Annotated in this window: 11 protein-coding genes; 5 read left to right on the forward strand and 6 right to left on the reverse strand. The window is 55.5% G+C overall.

Going from position 1 to position 17,771, the window contains the following annotated elements; translation table 11 throughout:
• Nucleotides 1–15: 15 nt before the first annotated feature.
• Nucleotides 16–873, reverse strand: a complete 858-nt coding sequence (locus CWO84_RS18375; RefSeq protein ID WP_033157764.1) for a hypothetical protein — start codon at nucleotides 871–873, stop codon at nucleotides 16–18.
• A gap of 360 nt (nucleotides 874–1,233) precedes the next feature.
• On the opposite strand from CWO84_RS18375, the gene CWO84_RS18380 reads away from it, so the two are divergent.
• Nucleotides 1,234–11,592 carry a filamentous haemagglutinin family protein gene (locus CWO84_RS18380; RefSeq protein ID WP_101054429.1) on the forward strand — a complete coding sequence of 3,453 codons (10,359 nt, stop codon included), beginning with the start codon at nucleotides 1,234–1,236 and terminating at the stop codon, nucleotides 11,590–11,592.
• Between the two features lie 339 nt (nucleotides 11,593–11,931).
• On the opposite strand, the gene CWO84_RS18385 is transcribed toward CWO84_RS18380, so the two are convergent.
• On the reverse strand, nucleotides 11,932–12,120 hold the full coding sequence (locus CWO84_RS18385) for a hypothetical protein (protein WP_033157762.1): 189 nt from the start codon (nucleotides 12,118–12,120) through the stop codon (nucleotides 11,932–11,934).
• Between the two features lie 132 nt (nucleotides 12,121–12,252).
• Between CWO84_RS18385 and CWO84_RS18390 the strand changes: the two genes are divergently transcribed.
• Nucleotides 12,253–12,549, forward strand: coding sequence for a hypothetical protein (locus tag CWO84_RS18390; protein ID WP_033157761.1), 297 nt, complete (start codon nucleotides 12,253–12,255; stop codon nucleotides 12,547–12,549).
• A gap of 42 nt (nucleotides 12,550–12,591) precedes the next feature.
• Here the strand turns inward: CWO84_RS18390 and CWO84_RS18395 are convergent, their stop codons facing one another.
• Nucleotides 12,592–13,665 carry a lytic transglycosylase domain-containing protein gene (locus CWO84_RS18395; protein WP_033157863.1) on the reverse strand — a complete coding sequence of 358 codons (1,074 nt, stop codon included), beginning with the start codon at nucleotides 13,663–13,665 and terminating at the stop codon, nucleotides 12,592–12,594.
• A 154-nt stretch (nucleotides 13,666–13,819) separates the two neighbouring features.
• Between CWO84_RS18395 and CWO84_RS18400 the strand changes: the two genes are divergently transcribed.
• Nucleotides 13,820–14,803 (forward strand): hydrolase, encoded by a 984-nt coding sequence (locus CWO84_RS18400; RefSeq protein ID WP_033157760.1) that lies wholly within the window; start codon nucleotides 13,820–13,822, stop codon nucleotides 14,801–14,803.
• 53 nt (nucleotides 14,804–14,856) lie between these two features.
• Here the strand turns inward: CWO84_RS18400 and CWO84_RS18405 are convergent, their stop codons facing one another.
• The 3 genes from CWO84_RS18405 to CWO84_RS18415 form a co-directional block, all read right to left on the reverse strand.
• On the reverse strand, nucleotides 14,857–15,276 hold the full coding sequence (locus tag CWO84_RS18405) for a DUF1801 domain-containing protein (protein WP_033157759.1): 420 nt from the start codon (nucleotides 15,274–15,276) through the stop codon (nucleotides 14,857–14,859).
• A gap of 179 nt (nucleotides 15,277–15,455) precedes the next feature.
• Nucleotides 15,456–15,692 carry a toxin-antitoxin system HicB family antitoxin gene (locus CWO84_RS18410; RefSeq protein WP_033157758.1) on the reverse strand — a complete coding sequence of 79 codons (237 nt, stop codon included), beginning with the start codon at nucleotides 15,690–15,692 and terminating at the stop codon, nucleotides 15,456–15,458.
• Complete coding sequence (locus CWO84_RS18415) at nucleotides 15,689–16,102, reverse strand: putative toxin-antitoxin system toxin component, PIN family (protein ID WP_101054432.1); 414 nt, start codon at nucleotides 16,100–16,102, stop codon at nucleotides 15,689–15,691. The genes CWO84_RS18410 and CWO84_RS18415 overlap by 4 nt, the downstream gene beginning before the upstream one ends.
• An 86-nt stretch (nucleotides 16,103–16,188) precedes the next feature.
• Between CWO84_RS18415 and CWO84_RS18420 the strand changes: the two genes are divergently transcribed.
• Nucleotides 16,189–16,635 (forward strand): low molecular weight phosphatase family protein, encoded by a 447-nt coding sequence (locus CWO84_RS18420; RefSeq protein ID WP_101054435.1) that lies wholly within the window; start codon nucleotides 16,189–16,191, stop codon nucleotides 16,633–16,635.
• Between the two features lie 119 nt (nucleotides 16,636–16,754).
• Nucleotides 16,755–17,759, forward strand: a complete 1,005-nt coding sequence (gene moaA, locus CWO84_RS18425; RefSeq protein WP_101054438.1) for a GTP 3',8-cyclase MoaA — start codon at nucleotides 16,755–16,757, stop codon at nucleotides 17,757–17,759.
• The last annotated feature ends 12 nt before the right edge of the window (nucleotides 17,760–17,771 follow it).

A 17,771-nucleotide genomic window follows, 5' to 3' on the forward strand; every position in this document is an offset into this window, starting at 1 on the left:
AAGGAAGTAAAGGGTTCAAGCAATCGATGCGACGCCGGAGCGTTTTTGCACCCGCAACACGGCCAGTATGCCGCTCAAAAACAGCCACACAGCGCCGGGAACCGGAACAGGGGCGACATTAGAGGTCCAGGTCAGTTTGGCGCTGGCGATATCCAGGCTCAGAAAACCGTCCAGTTCGTTGAATACCACTGGGGTACCACTCGCAACCGTGCCGCCTGGGGAATGAATGAAGAAGAGGTTCAGGGTTTGGTCGGGATTACCGCCGTTTCTGACCGTCGCACTACCTACCCAGCCTGAAATATTCATGCTGGTACCCCAAGCTTTATCGAAATAAGAAGATGCATTGGTCGTGGTCACCTCGCTGAGATCGGCGGCGTAATCCGTTGCCGTAGCGCCACTGTTCTGCGCGACTTCGGCAATATTCAAGGCAGTGGCTCTAGCACTGATTCTGGTAGTCACGGTTGCAAGCGCGCTCATACTGAAACTGCCCGGCGCTGACGCACCCGTTCTCCGGCTTAACAGCACACCATAGTCCGCGCTGTTGAGACCGACATATGAATTATTGCCTGCCACATTAAATGTCAGCGGGTCGCTGGTCGCCGCCGCCCAATTCACAAAACGCTGATCCAGATTCCAATAGGAGGACACCTGGCTGCCGGCCAGAAAGTCGCCTACCGTGACGCCCAAGTCGATACTGTAAGACATTGCCGCTGCCTGATCCCACACGTTCAAGAACAACTCGCCGGCCACGCCGCTACCGCCTGGCTGAATCGTCGGCGCACCGTTACTGATAGCCGCTTGCGCCGAATTCATGCCGGCCACTAGACATATAGCCGCCGCCCATTGATAACCTTGCCGCTTCACCATTTTCATAAACTACCTCTAATAAATTTAATGAGACCCTTGTCCCGTTATGTGTCCATGGCGCAAAGGCTTGCCGGCATCAATCTATCCGCAGCGATTACAACCCGTGTTGATCGGGAACGAAGGTTTTTCGTTATACCCCGACGGACATAACGTAAGGCAAATATGTGAATCAGGTCAAATATTATTCGGGAATTTATTATTTCTTATAAGGAAATAAAAGGCTAAAACATAGCGTACTAGTGAGTTTATTGTGAGATCTCCTATTAAAATCCCCACAATTTGCCGCGTTGACAGCGTTTAGGTCTTGCACTGGCGATATAAACGAGTAAACATAGAAATACCTTTCTATATTTTCGATATAACCGTATGAATACGCCGATCACCCCATTTACCGGCAAGGAGCCACTGCTTAGACTAAGCATTCGGCGAATTTTAACCGGCGGCGTGTTGGCAATCTCCAGTGTCGCCGATAGCTGGGCCGACGGCGGCTTGCCCGTCTCGATCAATGCCGGCGGCGCCAATCCATCCGCGCTTGCCGATCTCACCAGTGCCGCGCGGCACCCTGGCATCAATGTCGGCCACGCCTCAGCCAATTACAGCGCCGACGGTCAAAAACTGACCATCCACCAAACCACCGATAAAACCGTTTTGGACTGGCAGAGCTTTAATATCGATGCCGGCAAGAGCGTGCAATTCGCGCAACCAACCAGTTCGTCGGTCGCTCTGAACAACATTCACCAGCTGGATGCCAGTAAGATTTCCGGCACCCTAAGCGCCAACGGCCAACTGTATTTGGTCAATGCCAACGGCTTCGTGTTCGGCAACGGCGCGTCGGTCAACACCAACAGTTTGGTTGCCACCAATCTGAAAATCGCTGACGAGGTGTTTGCCCAAGGCATCAGCAAAGTAGTAGATGCCAACGCCAGTGCCAATAATACGGATGCGCTGGCGGCACTTGCCGGCGACGGCACTGTGTATCGAAATACCGGCAACGGCAATCGCGAGAAAATCCGCATATTGGTGGAACCCGGCGCGCAGATTAGCGCCGACTCCGGTGGTAGGGTGATCATGGCGGCGCCGCAAGTGGAAAATCGCGGCACGATCTCAGCGCCGGACGGTCAGGTGATTTTGGCGGCAGCCACCGACAAGGTGTATTTGCAGGAAACCGACGACGACAATCTGCGCGGCCTGCTGGTGGAAGTAAAAACCGGCGGTGACGTGAAAAACGTCGGCAAGATTCTTACCGAGCGCGGCAATACCACGCTAATGGGGTTTGCGGTGACCCAACAAGGCGTGGTTTCGGCCAGCACCTCCGTGGCGTTGAACGGTAGCGTCCGGCTGTTGGCCCGGGAAGGCGCGCACCTGGAAGCCGGCGACAAGCGTTATCTGCTCAAGCCTCTCATCACCTCCAGAGCTACGGCAGCGGACGACGGCTTGGGCACTGAAGCCAGCGTGACGCTGGAATCGGACAGCCTAACTACGGTGACGCTGGATGCCAGCGCCGGTCCTGCCGTAAATGGCCAAGCCCAGCCAAAATCCAAAATAGACTTGGAAGCGGGGCAAATCCGGCTGAAATCCGGAGCACAAATCGTTGCTCACGGCGGCGACCTTAGTCTAACAGCCAGCGCCACGCCAGCCAATCCGCTCAGCACCAGCTCGGCCGACAATACCAGCCGAATTGTATTAGATGCCGGCAGCAAGATCGACGTATCCGGCGTGAAGAATATCGAATTGCCGATGTCGGCAAACATAGTGGATGTGGAACTGCGCAATAACGAGTTGCGCGACGCGCCGCTGCAAAAAACCGGCTTCCTGCACGGCAAAACCGTGCAGGTGGATAGCCGCACCGGCACCAGTTTGGCGGACATTTCCGGCGCGCTGGAGAAGGTGCAACATAGCATTGAAGAGCGCAACCTAGACGCCGGTAGCGTTCATTTGCAATCGGAAGGCGATGTCATCGTCCAGCCAGGCGCGGACATCGATATCTCCGGCGGTTCGATACATTATCTGGCCGGCAAGATAACGACCAGCAAACTGCGTTCCAATAGCAGCATCGTCGACATTGCCTCCGCCGATCCTAACCTCACCTATCAGCAAATCCTCAACTGCACCTATTACCAAAGCGACTATTACCAAGGCGGCGACGCCGGCAGCCTAGTTATCAAAACCCGCGACCTGGGTTTATCCGGCAATATCCTGGCCGGCACCGTCAACAGCGCTTACCAGCGTACCGCCGCTAAGTGGGCAAGCGGCGGCGCATTGAGTATAGACACCGCTTGGTCGAATCAATATCAGCAAGATCTGGTGCTTATCAACGGTGCCGGCTACTCCTACGGCGCCGAATTAGCTACCGCTGTGCCTATTTACCTAAGCAGCGGCTTGTTCGCCCAAGGTGTGAACCGCTTGACCATCAGCAGCGGCGGCAAACTGACCATACCGCAAAACACCAGTTTAAGCTTGGCAAAAGCAGGCAGCCTGTCGCTGCAGGCCGGCGAAATAGAGGTACTGGGAAATATCCAGACTCCGGCCGGCAGCGTAGAACTGAAAACCCGGCGCGGCCTGGATCCCACCCGCGATTTGAGCGGTCGACTGCATCTGGCTGGCGGCAGCGTCATCGACAGCGGCGGCAGTTGGATCAACGACCTAGTCGATAGTAAAAACGCACAAATACTTAAGCCATTGACGATAGACGGCGGGAATATTCTGCTCCAAGCCCAGGGCGATCTGCTGCTGGATGGCGGCTCTAAAATTAGTGCCAGCGCCGGCGCCGCATTGAATAACAACACCAAAACCAAAAATGGTCACGGCGGGAATATCGACTTGATCAGCGCCGGCCTGGACCCCAGCGTGTTAAGCCTTGGCGCAATAATGTCCGCCTATGCATTGCAACAAGGCGGCGTGCTTAGCATTACCGCCAACGGCATCCAGCTGGGTGGCGCCAGTGGCGATCCGCATGTGCTGAACTTGTCGCCGACGCTGTTGCAATCCGGAGGCTTCAGCGGCTACCGACTGACCGCCAACGCCGGTGATTTAAATATTGCCGACGGCACCCAAATCCATTTACAACAAAGCAGCTGGCAATTAAAAGCCACGGCCATCAAGGCCGCCAGCGGCAGCGACTTAAGTACCCTGGTGCAATTGGCGGTCTTGCCCGACGACATCCGCGACGCCGTCGATCTGAGTTTAAATCTAAGCCATAACGCCAGCATAGCCGGCGGTTACGTCGCCGAGCGGGCCATTCGCATCGGCAGCCATACCGCGATCATCGGCGATCCAGGCGCCGATTTTTCGCTAAAATCGGACGCCAATATCTACATCGACGGCTCTCTGCTTGCACCGGCAGGAAAAATAAGCTTACAACTCAGCAGTCCGCCGAGCGCGCTGGATAAGGGCTACAATCCTAATCAGGCAATCGCCTTGGGCCATAATGCCATCCTGAATACCGCCGGTGCCACGGTTTGGACGACCAACGCCCAGCGATTGGCCTTGGGTAATGTGCTGGCCGGCGGCAGGATAGACTTAAATGCCGAGCGCGGCTACATCCTGACAGCCGCCGGCAGCCGAATGGATGTATCGGGAACCCAGTCGGCGATAGACATCGTTAATGCCAAAGGTAAAAGTCGGCAAACCCTTGCTTCCGCAGGCGGCTCGATAAACCTGACCGCCGCCGAAGGCATGCTGTTACAAGGCCAATTGCAGGGCCGGGCCGGCCAGGGCACTACAGCGGCCGGCAATGGTTCGGCAGCTGCCGGCGGCACACTGAATCTGGCATTGAACGCCCAACACCGTGGCGAACCGGAAGAGCAAATCTTCACGACTGGCGACCGGGTGATCCATTTTTCCGCCGAACTACCCAGCTTGCCGGACGCCGCGCAACTGGCCGCCAACCGCATCCCCGATACCTTTAACGGTCAGGCTTATATCTCCGCCCGGCAAATTCAGGAAGGCGGCTTTGGTTCAGTGGGCTTGGCCGCATCGGTGATACAACCCGATCAATATTCCGCAACGCCCGTACGCCCCGAGCGCGGCGAGATCCGTTTCGAAGGCGACCTTAGTCTGACTCTGGCGCAAAACCTGAAACTGGATGCGCCATTGATCAGCCACGCCGGCTACGGCCAGGTGGCTTTAACCAGCAATACCTTCAGCCTGGGTTCCAGCTGGAACCGCGCCGCTCACGGCAATCTAGGCGCCGCAATCGGCAGCGTCGGATTGAGCATCAACGCCCAGCTGATAGATTTGTTCGGTTCCAGCGAAATTGCCGGCTTTGCGCAAACCAGCCTGAACAGTAGCGGCGACATCCGCTTAACCGGTATCAATCCCAACAGCGAAGCCGACCTGATCGGCGGCCTGAGCCTCAGCGGCAATCTTAGTTTGAGTGCCCGACAAATCTATCCCACCACGCTCAGCAAATACAGCTTGAAGCTGGATGCCGCACTAAACCCGAACGGTCTGATCGATATTCTGCCTGGCATCGGAAATTGGTATACGCCGTTGTCGGCAGTCGGACAATTAAATATCAACGCGCCAAACATTGTCAGTCATGGCGTTTTATTGGCACCATTCGGCAACATCGCCTTAAACGCCGGTAATTCGTTGACCCTGGCTGCCGGCAGCTTCACGTCGGTTAGCGACGACGACGGCATCGTGATTCCGTTCGGCCGCACCCAGGGCGGTCTGGACTGGATTTATCCGCTGGGCACTTACAACAATATCCAAAACGGCACACCGCAAAAAGCCATTACCTTATCCGCACCGGACATCAATCTGGCCGGCGACGCTGTGGTCAATTTAAACGGCGGCGGCGATTTGTCGGCTTTCGAGTTCATCGCCGGACCGGGCGGCAGTATCGATACTTTGGATCCCACATCACCCGGCTACCAACAAAATTACGCCGTATTACCCAATTATCAAGCCGATTTTGTCGCCTTCGACCCGCTGGAATTCGCCAAATCCGGTCTAAATCTGGGTGACAGTATTTTTCTCAGCGCAAACTCAGGCTTGGCGGCCGGCTATTACCTGTTGCTACCGGCACACTATGCCTTGCTACCCGGCGCCTATCTGATTACCCCGCAAGCCAATACCACCGATATGGCAGCCGGTACCAAGTCTTTACGTACCGATGGCTCGACCATCGTCGCCGGCTACCGTTATTCGGCCGGCACTAATATCGCCGACAGCCGCTGGTCGGGCTTTGCCGTCGAATCGGGCGCCATTTCCCGCACCCGCTCCGAATACCAGGAAACTACGACAAGTAATTTCTTCGCGGGCAACTCGCTACCGCAAGACGCCGGCAATCTCAGCCTGCTGGCCGGCAATAGCTTGCAAATGGCGGCGCAAATCAGCGCTACCGCAGCTCCAGGCGGGCTGGGCGGCATGTTGGACATCAGCGCGGATAGACTGGCCGTGGTTAGCAGCCGTAGCATCGGCGTCGATCCCGGCACGGTGTTGTTAGCCGACGAATTGAACCGCCTCGGCGTCGACAGCCTGTTACTGGGCGGTCGACGCAGTCGCGGCAACGGCCAAACTCAGCTAACAGTCGGCGCGCAAACAGTGACCGTAGCGGCTGGCAGCCGTTTGCAAGCCCCGGAAATTCTGCTGGCAGCGAGCGATACCGTCTCGTTAGCAGGCGACACAACGTTAAGCAACGCCGGCACAATCAGCCGCACCGATACCAACCTTAAGGTCATCAATACCGATGGCAGCAGCGACGGCGCCCTATTAAGGGTGTCGGCAGGTAGCCAGGCTAACGTGGTGCGCGCCGCCGATGCGTTAACCGGACTGCGCGGCACGCTGGACATCGCCGACGGGGCAACGCTGTCCAGTGCCGGCTCAATTCTGCTGGATGCCAGCAAAGACACCCGCTTCTCAGGCAATATCGCGATGAACCAGGGCGAATTGACCCTCAGTTCCAGCCGTATTTCACTAGGTGATACCGGCGGCAGCGATGGACTGCAATTATCCGCAGCCACCTTAAACGGCCTGCGCGTAGACAAGTTAACGCTAAACAGCTTTGGCGCGATAGACATCGCCGGCGCGATGAATCTGCAATTAAAGGATTTGGTATTAAATGCCGCAAGTCTTTACGGCTATGGCAGCAGTAATCAGATTGCCGCCATCAATGCCGAAACTATCACCCTTAAAAACAGCGGCAGCGCACCGACGGCATTTACCGCCGCCGGCAACGGCCAACTAAACTTGACCGCAAACACTATCACTTTGGGCGCCGGCGAATACGCCTGGTCGGGCTTCCAGCAAATCTCATTGCAAGGGCTCAACGCAGTCGTCAACAGCGGCACCGCTGATATCCGCGCCGATAGCGATGTCACCATCGCCACACCCATTTGGACAGCGACCGCCGGCGCCAATAGCTCATTGAATCTAGGCAGCCATGATCTGACTACCTTGGCCGCCGGAACCGCCCCGCAAAGTGACGCCCTCGGCGCCCGATTAAGCGTCGCGGCCGAACAAATAAACCATCAGGGCCACATTGAACTGGCTTCCGGCATCGTCAAACTGCAAGCCGCTCAGACTTTGTCGATCTCCGGCAGCATAGACACCAGTGGCCGCGACATCGATCTGGCCGGCCATCATGTCAATACCGGCGGCGGCAGTATTTTCTTGAAATCCGCCGGCGGCAGCCTGACCCTGAATGCCGGTTCGCTGCTCGATGTGTCCGGCAGCCAGCTGGGCGGCGACGCCGGCACCTTATCGCTGTCGTCAGGATTGGGGCATTTAACCCTGACCGGCGAGATACGCGGCCTGGGTTATCAAGGTGCGCGCGGCGGCAATATCAACATGGACGCCACAACTAGCTCCGGAGCTACCTTTTCCGTCTTGAATAACTATCTGACCAACGCCGGCTTTAATGGCGACTGGAGCATCCGCCAACGTAGCGGCGATCTAACAGTCGCTGCAAGCGATTACGTCAAAGCCCACAACCTTAATCTAAGCGTCGATACCGGGAAGCTGGATGTATTCGGCACCTTGGATGTGGGCGACCAGCAGGCCGGCAGCATCCGTTTATCCGCCGGCGACAGCATTAACATTCTAGCCTGCGCCAAACTCAATGCAGCATCTACCGCCGCCGGCAAGCCGGGCGGCTCGGTGGTTATAAGCTCTATGGATGCTGATAACGACGGCGATCACGGTGTCACTGTCGCCACTGGTGCCAACATCGATGTCTCCGGCGGTGCGGGCGGCAGCGTCGAGGCCGTCGTCAACCGGTTCGGCAACGGCGACGCGGCGGTATCGATAGCCAGCGGCAGCGTGCTGGGTGCCCATACACTGAACGTCTCCGCGACCGCACATTACCGAGACATCCCGCTAAGTAACAGTCAAATTGGGGCATGGCGCGGGGAAACCCAGCAATACCTGAACGCAGCAGCCGCAAATGCCGATCTGCAACAGCGCTTGGGCGGTTTTAGTTTGCAAGCGGGTGTGGATATAGTCAGCAGCGGCGATTTGACGCTGGATTTGACCGAATCGCTGACCGGCATGAACTGGACGCAACAGTCCAGCTCGATATGGAAAACCTCGCTCACCGATGCCGCCGGCGTGGTGAATGCCTTACAGCAAATCGGCAGCAACGGCGTGGTCCGCAACCTGACCGAAGCCGCCAGCAGTTCCCTAACTGCGGACGGCACTTATTATTTTGATGCCAACCCGCAATCGGCCACCTTCCGCACCCTATTTGTCAGGATATTTCCGAATGCCGGTGCCGCCAACATCAAGTACAAGCCCAGCAACATCAACGGCAGCCTGATTTCGCACAATGGCTGGGATCTGGCCTTTCCGGACTCGCAAGGCCGGAGCTGGCATTTCGATAACGGCAATAGTGTCGGCGCACTCAGCGTGAGGGCCGCCGGCAAGTTGCACATAAACCAAACCCTGAGCGATGGCTTTGCCTTGTACGATTCCAGCCAACTGGCCGGCATGCTGGGTGTAAACGGCAATTGGCTGCGAACCCTGGTTTTGCAGACCGGTCAATCCTGGAATTATAACTTGGTGGCCGGCGCCGATTTAACCAGCGCCGATCCGCTTGCGGTGCAGTCCTCGCTGAGCGCTGGCTCACTAACCGTTGCAGCCAATACCAGCGTCCGCACCGGCACCGGCAACATCAACGTCGCCGCCGCAGGCGATATTACCCTGAGCGATGCCACATCCACCATTTACACCGCCGGCCGCGCCGCCGACACCGAGCGCTGGGGAAACTTCAGCAATGCTCTGGTCGCCGCGGCTTTTTTCGTCGAATATCCGTTCGACGGCGGCGACATCAGCCTAAACGCCGGCGGCAATATCATCGGTGCCGCCAGCCCGCAATTGATGTCCGACTGGCTGCAACGCACCGGTAACTGGGACGCCAGCGACGGCATTAGCGCCGCCGATAGAGCCACCGCGTGGGGCATCATGTTCGATGGCCTAGTTGTACAAAACAGCGCCAATGCCAGAATTCAAAACCTGAAGTTCGGCTTTAGAGAGAACATAGGCGCGTTGGGCGGTGGTGATGTGAACATCAAGGCCGGCGCGGATATTCACGATTTGTCGGTGATGTTGCCGACTTCGGCAAAACCGGTCGGCGTGACGGACAACGGCCTAGTCGTCGAAAACCGTTGGCAACTACAAGGCGGCGGTAATTTGGAAGTACATGCCGGCGGCGACATAGCCGGCGGGGTGTTTTACGTTGACAAGGGTACTACCGATATTCGCGCGGACGGGGCGATCACCGGCGGCAGCCAATACACGGCCGGCCCGGTATTTGCGCTGGGCGACGCTCAATTCCAGGTTCAAGCCGCCAGCGGTATCGACGTCGGCACGGTGTTGAACCCGTTTTCGTTGACGCCGGCCAAATTCCTGGACAAAACTTCATACTTCACCAGCTATAGCGCCGACAGCTCTATTAGCTTGCAAACCCTGGCCGGCGAATTGATGCTGAATAACGATGTACAGCCTATCGCCCAAGCTTACAAAATCTTCGATCAAGCATCGCCCAGGGGCCGGGCAATCCTGAAAAGCACGGACTATCCGCTGCTGACCTTATATCCAGGCAATCTTACCGCCCTGGCGCTGAGCGGCGGTTTAAAAATCGTGAATTCGATGGCGCTATACCCGGCAGCGGAAAGCAGCTTGAATTTACTGGCAAACAGCGACATTAGTATCGGTAACGACAGCAGCGGTACCCGTGTAAACCAGCTGGATGTCGATCCGGCTCGATTGCTGTCTGCTGCCCAACCGGCCACAACGGTCGCCGGTGCAACCAAATATCTGTTTACCACGCCTTTCGGCGGTGACGCTTCTACGGTACATGCCCCCCAACCGATCCACCGTAACGATACCAGTCGCAACCGCATCGTCTCGGCCAACGGCAGCATTACCGGTATCGGCGATGCGTTAGTCGCGGCAGCCAAGTCTACCGATATTTGGGCCGGCCAGGATTTGTACAATCTGAGCCTGGCAATCCAGAATATCAATGCCGGCGATGTCACGGCCATCAGCGTGGGCCGCGACCTGGTGTTTCCGATCTTGCGCGACCCCACCACCGGCGCAGTGCAAGGCTCGCCCGGCGGCATTCAGTTGGCGGGTCCGGGTTTGCTGAATATCTGGGCGGGACGCAATGTCGATCTGGGGAGCTCCGAGGGCATTACCACGGTCGGACCGCTGTTGAATTCGGCCTTACCGCAAACCGGCGCCGATATTATTGTCATTGCCGGCAGCAGCTTGCAGCACGATACCCGGCCGCTGGAGGATTTTCTGAATGACTATGTCGCCAACGGCGCTTACCAGGACCGTCTGGCCGAGTTGAACCGGCAAACCACCACAGCCGGTCGTCTGGCGGTTGCTCTGGATATTTTGTTCACGGAAATTCGCGCCACAGCCGTCACCGCTGCCAACTTACCGGACAAGGAAAAAGCCGCCGCTTACCAACGCGGGTACGCTGCCATCGCCCGCTTGTTTCCAAACAGTCCGCCCGGGGATATCCGGCTATTTTTCAGTCGCATCCAGACCCTATACGGCGGCGATATTGATCTGTTGGCACCCGGCGGCATGATCAACGTCGGCCTGGCGTCGGCATTTACCGGGCAGAAAAGCCAGGACCAGCTCGGCGTAGTGGCGCAACGCGAAGGCGACGGCAACATCCTGGTCAATGGCGACTTACAAGTCAATCGATCCAGGATATTTACGCTGGACGGCGGCGACATTACCGCTTGGTCTTCGGAGGGGAATATCGACGCCGGCCGTGGCGCAAAATCAGCTATCTCGACACCCAAACCCAAAGTCAGTCTGGACGCTAACGGCAATCTGGTCGTGGTGTTTCCGGCCACTGTATCCGGCAGCGGCATTCGCGCTCAATCCGGTTTTAACCGCAAACGCATTGGTAATGTTTATTTGGTAACCCCACGCGGTTACGTTGACGCAGGCGAGGCAGGCATCGGCGGTGGCAAAGTCATTCTGCCTGGTCCGGTTAGAGGCGTTGACAACATTCAAATCGCCAATCCAGCGCCTGCCGCTGCGGCTCAGGTTAGCAATCCCATGATTGCCGGCGATGCCGCCGCTGCCGCAGCGGCGAAATCCGCACCCGGGAAATCATTTGGCGACGAGGAGGAGGAAACTATCGACAAACGCGCTAAAAAAGCCAGGAAAGTAGCGGTTCTTGACAGCCAGGTTGTCGGCTTTGGCAAATGCAGTATCACCGATGTGCGCAACGGCATACCCGGATGCGGCGGTTAAAGCAATATTCAACACCGGAAAACACTATATTGAACTCAGATGTCAACCTGAGAGTGCATTACCGGACAAAAAGTATTGAAGAAATCGTGAATTTTGACCACATCAATCGTCACTGATTAAATGAGCCATCCACATAACAATCCGAGTAAACTCGTTCCTGTCGGACCTAGGCTGGATTTCTTATTGTCAAACCTAGATTAGTTAAATTCAATCCGATTTCAGCATGCTACAACAGACTAAATTATGAATAGATCAGTATATTCCTGTGGCCGTTGACCTTCCAATTGCTGACATTAGATTGGATGGAGTGATCGTCCGAAAAGGGTCGATTCCAGCCGATTAAAACCATACAAAATAATAATCAGCGTCCGCTTCGCCATATTTCATCGCCAGCACCTCGCTTGGAATTTCGAAACAGATACCCCCCCGAACTCGACCTCCGCCACCAATCCAAACACCACTCCATGCCACAAGCTTGGCTCGAAGCGCAGGAGCAACAAGAACACCGAGTGCGCTGTAAAGCGCCATGTCACTCGTCGCCATCGACTATTTTCTCGATGCCATCGGCAGCATGTCGTTCAATCGTCATTTATTAAGTTTAATTTAAGGACCTGAGGAGATAGTAGCCACCAACACAAACTGAAAGCCGGAGAAATAATCATGAGACAGGCCACATCATTCGATGCCAATAATGCCCTTGCTCAAGTTAAGTACGCCATAAAAGATTTGATACACTCGGATTATGACGATAACGAAGACGATGTGATTTACACCGCCAATAAATTGAATGCTGTATTGCGTATGGTGCATGACAACCATCAATCCTGGAACGATGAAGCGATTCGTGAATTTGTGATGCGCCAGCATGATCCATTGCGACACATCCCGGTTAAGTCGGAAAAGCTCCATCACCGGGTGCGCCATATTCAGCAAGATATTATCGTTAAATTTTCCTGACTGTAAGGGCTACCCAGTAGGGACCAAAATCAGGCGGCGAATCTACAACCCCGGAATCCCCATCTGTTGAATCCGCATGGCGTTATCGCCTTCTTCATAAGCCAGCAATTTGCCGTCGTGCTGATAAAGCTTAAACGCCAAGGCATACGACAACACCCGGATCGGGTAGTCGCGCGGTAGGGTTTGCAGGTAAGGCTGCAGCGTCGCAAAGTCGGTGGCGCCGTATTGCTGCATGATGAAACGCAAGCCGCCGTTGCGCGGCCCGATGTTATAGGCTAGCAAGCCTAAAAACAGATCGCCGTGCATTTGTTGCAGATAATGTTTAAAGGTGGCGGCGGCGACAAAGGCGTTGTGCCTGGGATCGTTGACTTGCAGCTCCTCCACATCCAGTTCGTCGGCGGCCTCGCGGGTAATGGCTTTGGGAACGACGGTAATCTGGAACAGGCCTTTGCCGCCATCGAAGCTGTCGCGCGGCATGAACGAAGACTCGGTGGCGGCGATACCTTGCAGCAAATTGACATCGACATCAAATGCCTTGGCCGCGTCCTCGATGGCCGGATTAAAAGCGTCGGCGCGCGCCATCATTTTTTGCAGGCCGCCGACGCCGTGGCGGCGGTAGGCGGCATAGACTTGATGAGCCAGCGTCACACGCTCGGCTTCCTGCTTGCCGCCCACCAAGGTGCGAAAATGCGTGAACACCGAGGTGTAGCCGTCGTGCATGACAAACCAGCCGGTCGACGCGGCAAGACTGACAGCCAAAGCCGCCGGCAGGTATTCCAGCCGCCCGTGCAACCAACTACGCACTCGCGACCAAGCAATCAATATGGCAACCACCGCCATCATCAAGATCAACACGCCCAATGCGAACGGCAGCAAACTGGTGAAAAACCCGGAACCTGACGCCCAATTGGCCGAATAACCCAACAGGAACATGGTCGCCAAAACCGCCGCCACCGCCAACGCCAGCGCTTCCAAGGCGATCAGCCACCAATTCGGCAGACGCGGCTTCGCCTTCCGCCGCGATTTGCCGGGAGATTTCCGGCGATTGGCGGATTTGGCGCGAACCGGTTGCGCCGGTCTTGGTTGAGATTTGGTTAGCGTGATTGGCCGAGTCATCGAAAGTAACAAAGCATGTAACATTAATCCGAAATATCGAGATTGGCGGCGGCGAAAAGCCGGCCGTAAAGACTCGCGCTGGCGTTTGCCGATACAGGCGGTATATTCCTGCCGACATCATCACCCTTAACTACTATAAAGCAGGTCCACAACCATGCACAACGCCTTCCGCCCGGCCTGGTGGCTGAACAGTCCGCATTTGCAGACTATCTATCCGGCTTTTTTGCGGCGTATCTCGCCACCGGCCGGCATCCGCCGCGAACGGCTGGACACGCCTGACGGCGACTTTCTGGACATCGACTGGGTGGATAACGGCGATAGGCCGCTGGTGATTCTGTTGCATGGCCTGGCCGGCAGCAGCCGTTCCGGTTACATCCAGGGCCTGCAACACAGTTTGCTGGCGGCCGGCTTTGCCAGCGTGGCGCTGAATTTTCGCGGTTGCAGCGGTGAGATGAACCGGCTGGCGCGTTGCTACCACTCCGGCGAAACCGAAGACATCGAGTTTTTGTATTGGACTTTACGCCAGCGTTTTCCGGAGCGGGCGATGGCGGCGATAGGTTTTTCCTTGGGCGGCAACGTCTTACTGAAATGGCTGGGTGAACAAGGCGATAAGCTTGAGTTATCGGCGGCGGTAGCGGTATCCGTACCGTTGTTGTTAAGCGAATGCGCCGACAAGCTGGATCGTGGCTTCTCGAAACTCTATCGCGACTATTTACTGCGCGAGCTGAAACAGTACATGCGCGTCAAACTCCGGCATTTGCAAGGCATCGGCCAACACGAACAAGCTGAGCGGATTTTAAAATTAGGCGACCTCTCGGGCATCAAGTCCTTCTGGCAATACGACGATAAAGTCGTGGCCGGCTTGCACGGCTTTACAGACGCCCACGATTACTACCGGCGCAGCAGTTCCCGGCAATTTCTGAAGCATATCCGCGTACCAACTTTAATTTTGCAAGCCAGGGACGATCCGTTCATGACCGAGCGAGTATTGCCGACCGCCACGGAATTATCCGATCAGGTGCAACTGGAAGTGTGCGCAGGCGGCGGACATGTGGGATTTGTGAGCGGAGGGTTGTTCAGGCCGGCGTATTGGCTGGAGGCGCGGATTGGTGGATTTCTGCGGCAACACCTACCATAGTCAACGGCAAGGTGAAATATTCTTGGCGAAGAAGCCTGAAGCCAGCTCCGCACCTACGATTGCTTTCGTCGCTTGTTCCGATGATAGGTCAAGGCCATAGCAATACAGATTGACAGGCTATCCATGTCGACGTCTTCAGTTTCTCGAAAGACAATCGCCCGATTGCCCTCGTATTTAAACTGGTGCGGAAATAGCGTCCGAAAGGTTTCTACCAAATTCGTTGTGCAGATGAAATACATGGCATATTGGTTAGGTTTCTCTTTCTTCCATGCCATTCTGATCGTACTGCCACATCCGGTTTCGGCGGTCATATAAGCAGGCTCGCCCCACTTTAGGGTTTCCTCTAGCTGTCCGACACCCTCGCTAGCCGCCACAGCAAAGATTGCTTCGCGAAGCACCAGCATTTTCCGACGAATTTCCAGCGGATAGTCGTCGAAGACTGCCTTGACGGCCGTATTTAGAAATTGCTTCATAAAGGGTAAAGACTCTCGGAATTGTTGGGTTAAATCAGCGCTAGACGAATGCCGTCAACTTAAGCTAAGTATAAAAGCTTAGTCATTCTGCAGATTTAAGTCATCGATCCAATCAATCAGCCCCAGCTCGTAGTATTTTCTACAGAAACAGCTATATCTGCCTATGCTGCCCGCCAACGCTAAAACTCATCCCCAGCCAAAGGCTCACGTTTGGGTACCTTGGCCAAAATGGTCTGGAAAGCGGCTTTGTCGGCTCGTTCGGCTCGAGCCTGCAGGTAGTCTTCGGTGGCGATAGCCGAGACTTTTTCGGCAACGGCGCTGGCAATAAATTGATTGATCGATACACCTTCTTTACTCGCCAGTTCCTTGATGTGACGGTGTATGGAATCGGGCAATCTCAGACTTAATGCACTCATGGTAGACGCTCCAGCAAAGTTTTTGGCGTAATGGCTTCGACGCCGAATTTTTCGATACGGGCAAAATCTTTTAAATTATGGGTAACAATGGTGTTTACTCGGGCAGCAACGGCCAACTCCAAGACTAAATCATCTTTCGGGTCCGGCAAATAAGGTCGCCATAAAAAATACACCTTTTGATGACGACTAAATCCACACAGATTATCCAGCACTATGTCTATTTCAGCATCGGTCAGTTGCAGCATGGAACGGTTGCGTTTCAAAACATCCTCATACTCGAACAAAAGCGGTGTCGATATAGCTGTTTGCAACTGCCCACCGGCTAAAAGCTCCAGCAATTTAAAGGATGCGCCGTTAGCGGAATACAAGCCGGCGAACAGAACATTGGTATCCAGTATAATTTCATGCATACCATATACGGTATCACCATTATAATAACTCAAACAAATTCTTTACTGCCTGCTCTCATGCAAACAGCCTCGCCAAAAGGAGTTTTATGCCAAACACTCACTCCCAAGTCCTATTCCTCTGCACCGGCAACTACTACCGCAGCCGGTTTGCCGAGTATTTATTCAATCATCACGCGCCTGGCTATGCGTTGCCGTGGCGGGCGTTTTCGCGCGGGCTGGCTATCGAGTTGCTGAAAGACGATGCCGGGCCGATTTCGCCGCACACGCGGCATGGCTTGGCCTTGCGGGAGATTCCCATCGAGCCCGTCCGCACGCCGCTTGCGCTGACCGAGCAGGACTTGACCACCGCCCACCGCATCATCGCCTTGAAGCAAACCGAGCATCAACCCTTGTTGCATAGCCGCTTTCCGGCCTGGGTGGATCGTGTGGAATACTGGCAGGTAGACGACATAGAAGACGCGCACCCGAGCGAGGCCTTGCCGCAGATAGAAGCGGCGGTATTGGCTTTGCTGCGGCGCTTGGGCAAGCAATAGTCAGGCAAAAAACCGTCAGAGGAACTTACCCGCTCAACGCCGATCTTTTAGCAAGCGGTAATAACACAGCGCGGTGCTGTGTTACTATTTTCTTCCTTTATTTTTTCTGTTCGAATGTAATGGCGCCTAGCAAACCGTTGCAACTGATAGACCGCTTTGGCAGAGTGGTCAACTACCTGCGGGTATCAATCACCGACCGCTGCGATTTTCGCTGCGTTTACTGTATGGCCGAAGACATGACATTTCTGCCGCGCAGCCATATTCTTAGCCTAGAGGAAATCCGCTTTATCTGCGAAACCTTCATCGAACTAGGTGTCGGCAAAATCAGGATTACCGGCGGCGAACCGCTAGTGCGTAAAGGTGCGTTAGGCTTAATGCAAGACTTGGGGCGCGTACCGGGTTTGAATGAACTGGTAATGACCAGCAACGGCTCGCATCTGGCCGAAATGGCCGATGACTTGAAAGCCGCCGGCGTGAAACGCATCAACATCAGCCTGGACACCCTGGACCCGGTCAAATTCAGGGAGCTAACCCGAACCGGCGATTTGCAGCAAGTGCTGAAAGGCATAGAAAAAGCCCGAACAGCCGGCTTTCAGCGCATCAAACTCAACGCGGTGATACTGAAAAACCGCAACCACCAGGAAGTCTGCGATCTGGTGCAGTTTGCCGTCGAGCGTGGCATAGACATCAGTTTTATCGAGGAAATGCCGCTGGGTGCGGTGGACAACCATCACCGCGGCGCAGCGTTTTATCCCAGCGATTTGATCCGGCAAGATTTGCAACAACGCTTTACCCTGGAAGCCGTGACCGACTCGACCGGCGGACCTTCGGCTTATTACCGGATAGCCGGCAGTAAAAGCAAAGTGGGTTTTATCTCGCCGCACAGCGCCAATTTCTGCGGTAGTTGCAACAGGGTGCGCCTGACCGCCGAGGGCCGTTTATTGCTCTGCTTGGGCAACGAAAACTCCGTGGATCTGAAGCAGGTTGTGAGAGACCACCCAGGCGACAAAGCGATGTTGAAACAAGCCATCGTCGAGGCCATGCAAATCAAACCGGAAAAACACGAATTCAATATTCACGAACAGCCGGTTATTTTGCGGCACATGAACGCCACCGGCGGCTGACAAACGGAGGAC

This window comes from Methylomonas sp. Kb3, assembly GCF_002834115.1.
Taxonomy (GTDB): Bacteria; Pseudomonadota; Gammaproteobacteria; order Methylococcales; family Methylomonadaceae; genus Methylomonas; species Methylomonas defluvii.

What these genes read in the sequence shown, in the direction of transcription:
- CWO84_RS18375 (WP_033157764.1), bottom strand. Translation starts at nt 873, where the DNA reads ATGAAAATGGTGAAGCGGCAAGGTTATCAATGGGCGGCGGCTATATGT.
- CWO84_RS18380 (WP_101054429.1), top strand. Translation starts at nt 1,234, where the DNA reads ATGAATACGCCGATCACCCCATTTACCGGCAAGGAGCCACTGCTTAGA.
- CWO84_RS18385 (WP_033157762.1), bottom strand. Translation starts at nt 12,120, where the DNA reads ATGGCGCTTTACAGCGCACTCGGTGTTCTTGTTGCTCCTGCGCTTCGA.
- CWO84_RS18390 (WP_033157761.1), top strand. Translation starts at nt 12,253, where the DNA reads ATGAGACAGGCCACATCATTCGATGCCAATAATGCCCTTGCTCAAGTT.
- CWO84_RS18395 (WP_033157863.1), bottom strand. Translation starts at nt 13,665, where the DNA reads ATGACTCGGCCAATCACGCTAACCAAATCTCAACCAAGACCGGCGCAA.
- CWO84_RS18400 (WP_033157760.1), top strand. Translation starts at nt 13,820, where the DNA reads ATGCACAACGCCTTCCGCCCGGCCTGGTGGCTGAACAGTCCGCATTTG.
- CWO84_RS18405 (WP_033157759.1), bottom strand. Translation starts at nt 15,276, where the DNA reads ATGAAGCAATTTCTAAATACGGCCGTCAAGGCAGTCTTCGACGACTAT.
- CWO84_RS18410 (WP_033157758.1), bottom strand. Translation starts at nt 15,692, where the DNA reads ATGAGTGCATTAAGTCTGAGATTGCCCGATTCCATACACCGTCACATC.
- CWO84_RS18415 (WP_101054432.1), bottom strand. Translation starts at nt 16,102, where the DNA reads ATGCATGAAATTATACTGGATACCAATGTTCTGTTCGCCGGCTTGTAT.
- CWO84_RS18420 (WP_101054435.1), top strand. Translation starts at nt 16,189, where the DNA reads ATGCCAAACACTCACTCCCAAGTCCTATTCCTCTGCACCGGCAACTAC.
- moaA (WP_101054438.1), top strand. Translation starts at nt 16,755, where the DNA reads ATGGCGCCTAGCAAACCGTTGCAACTGATAGACCGCTTTGGCAGAGTG.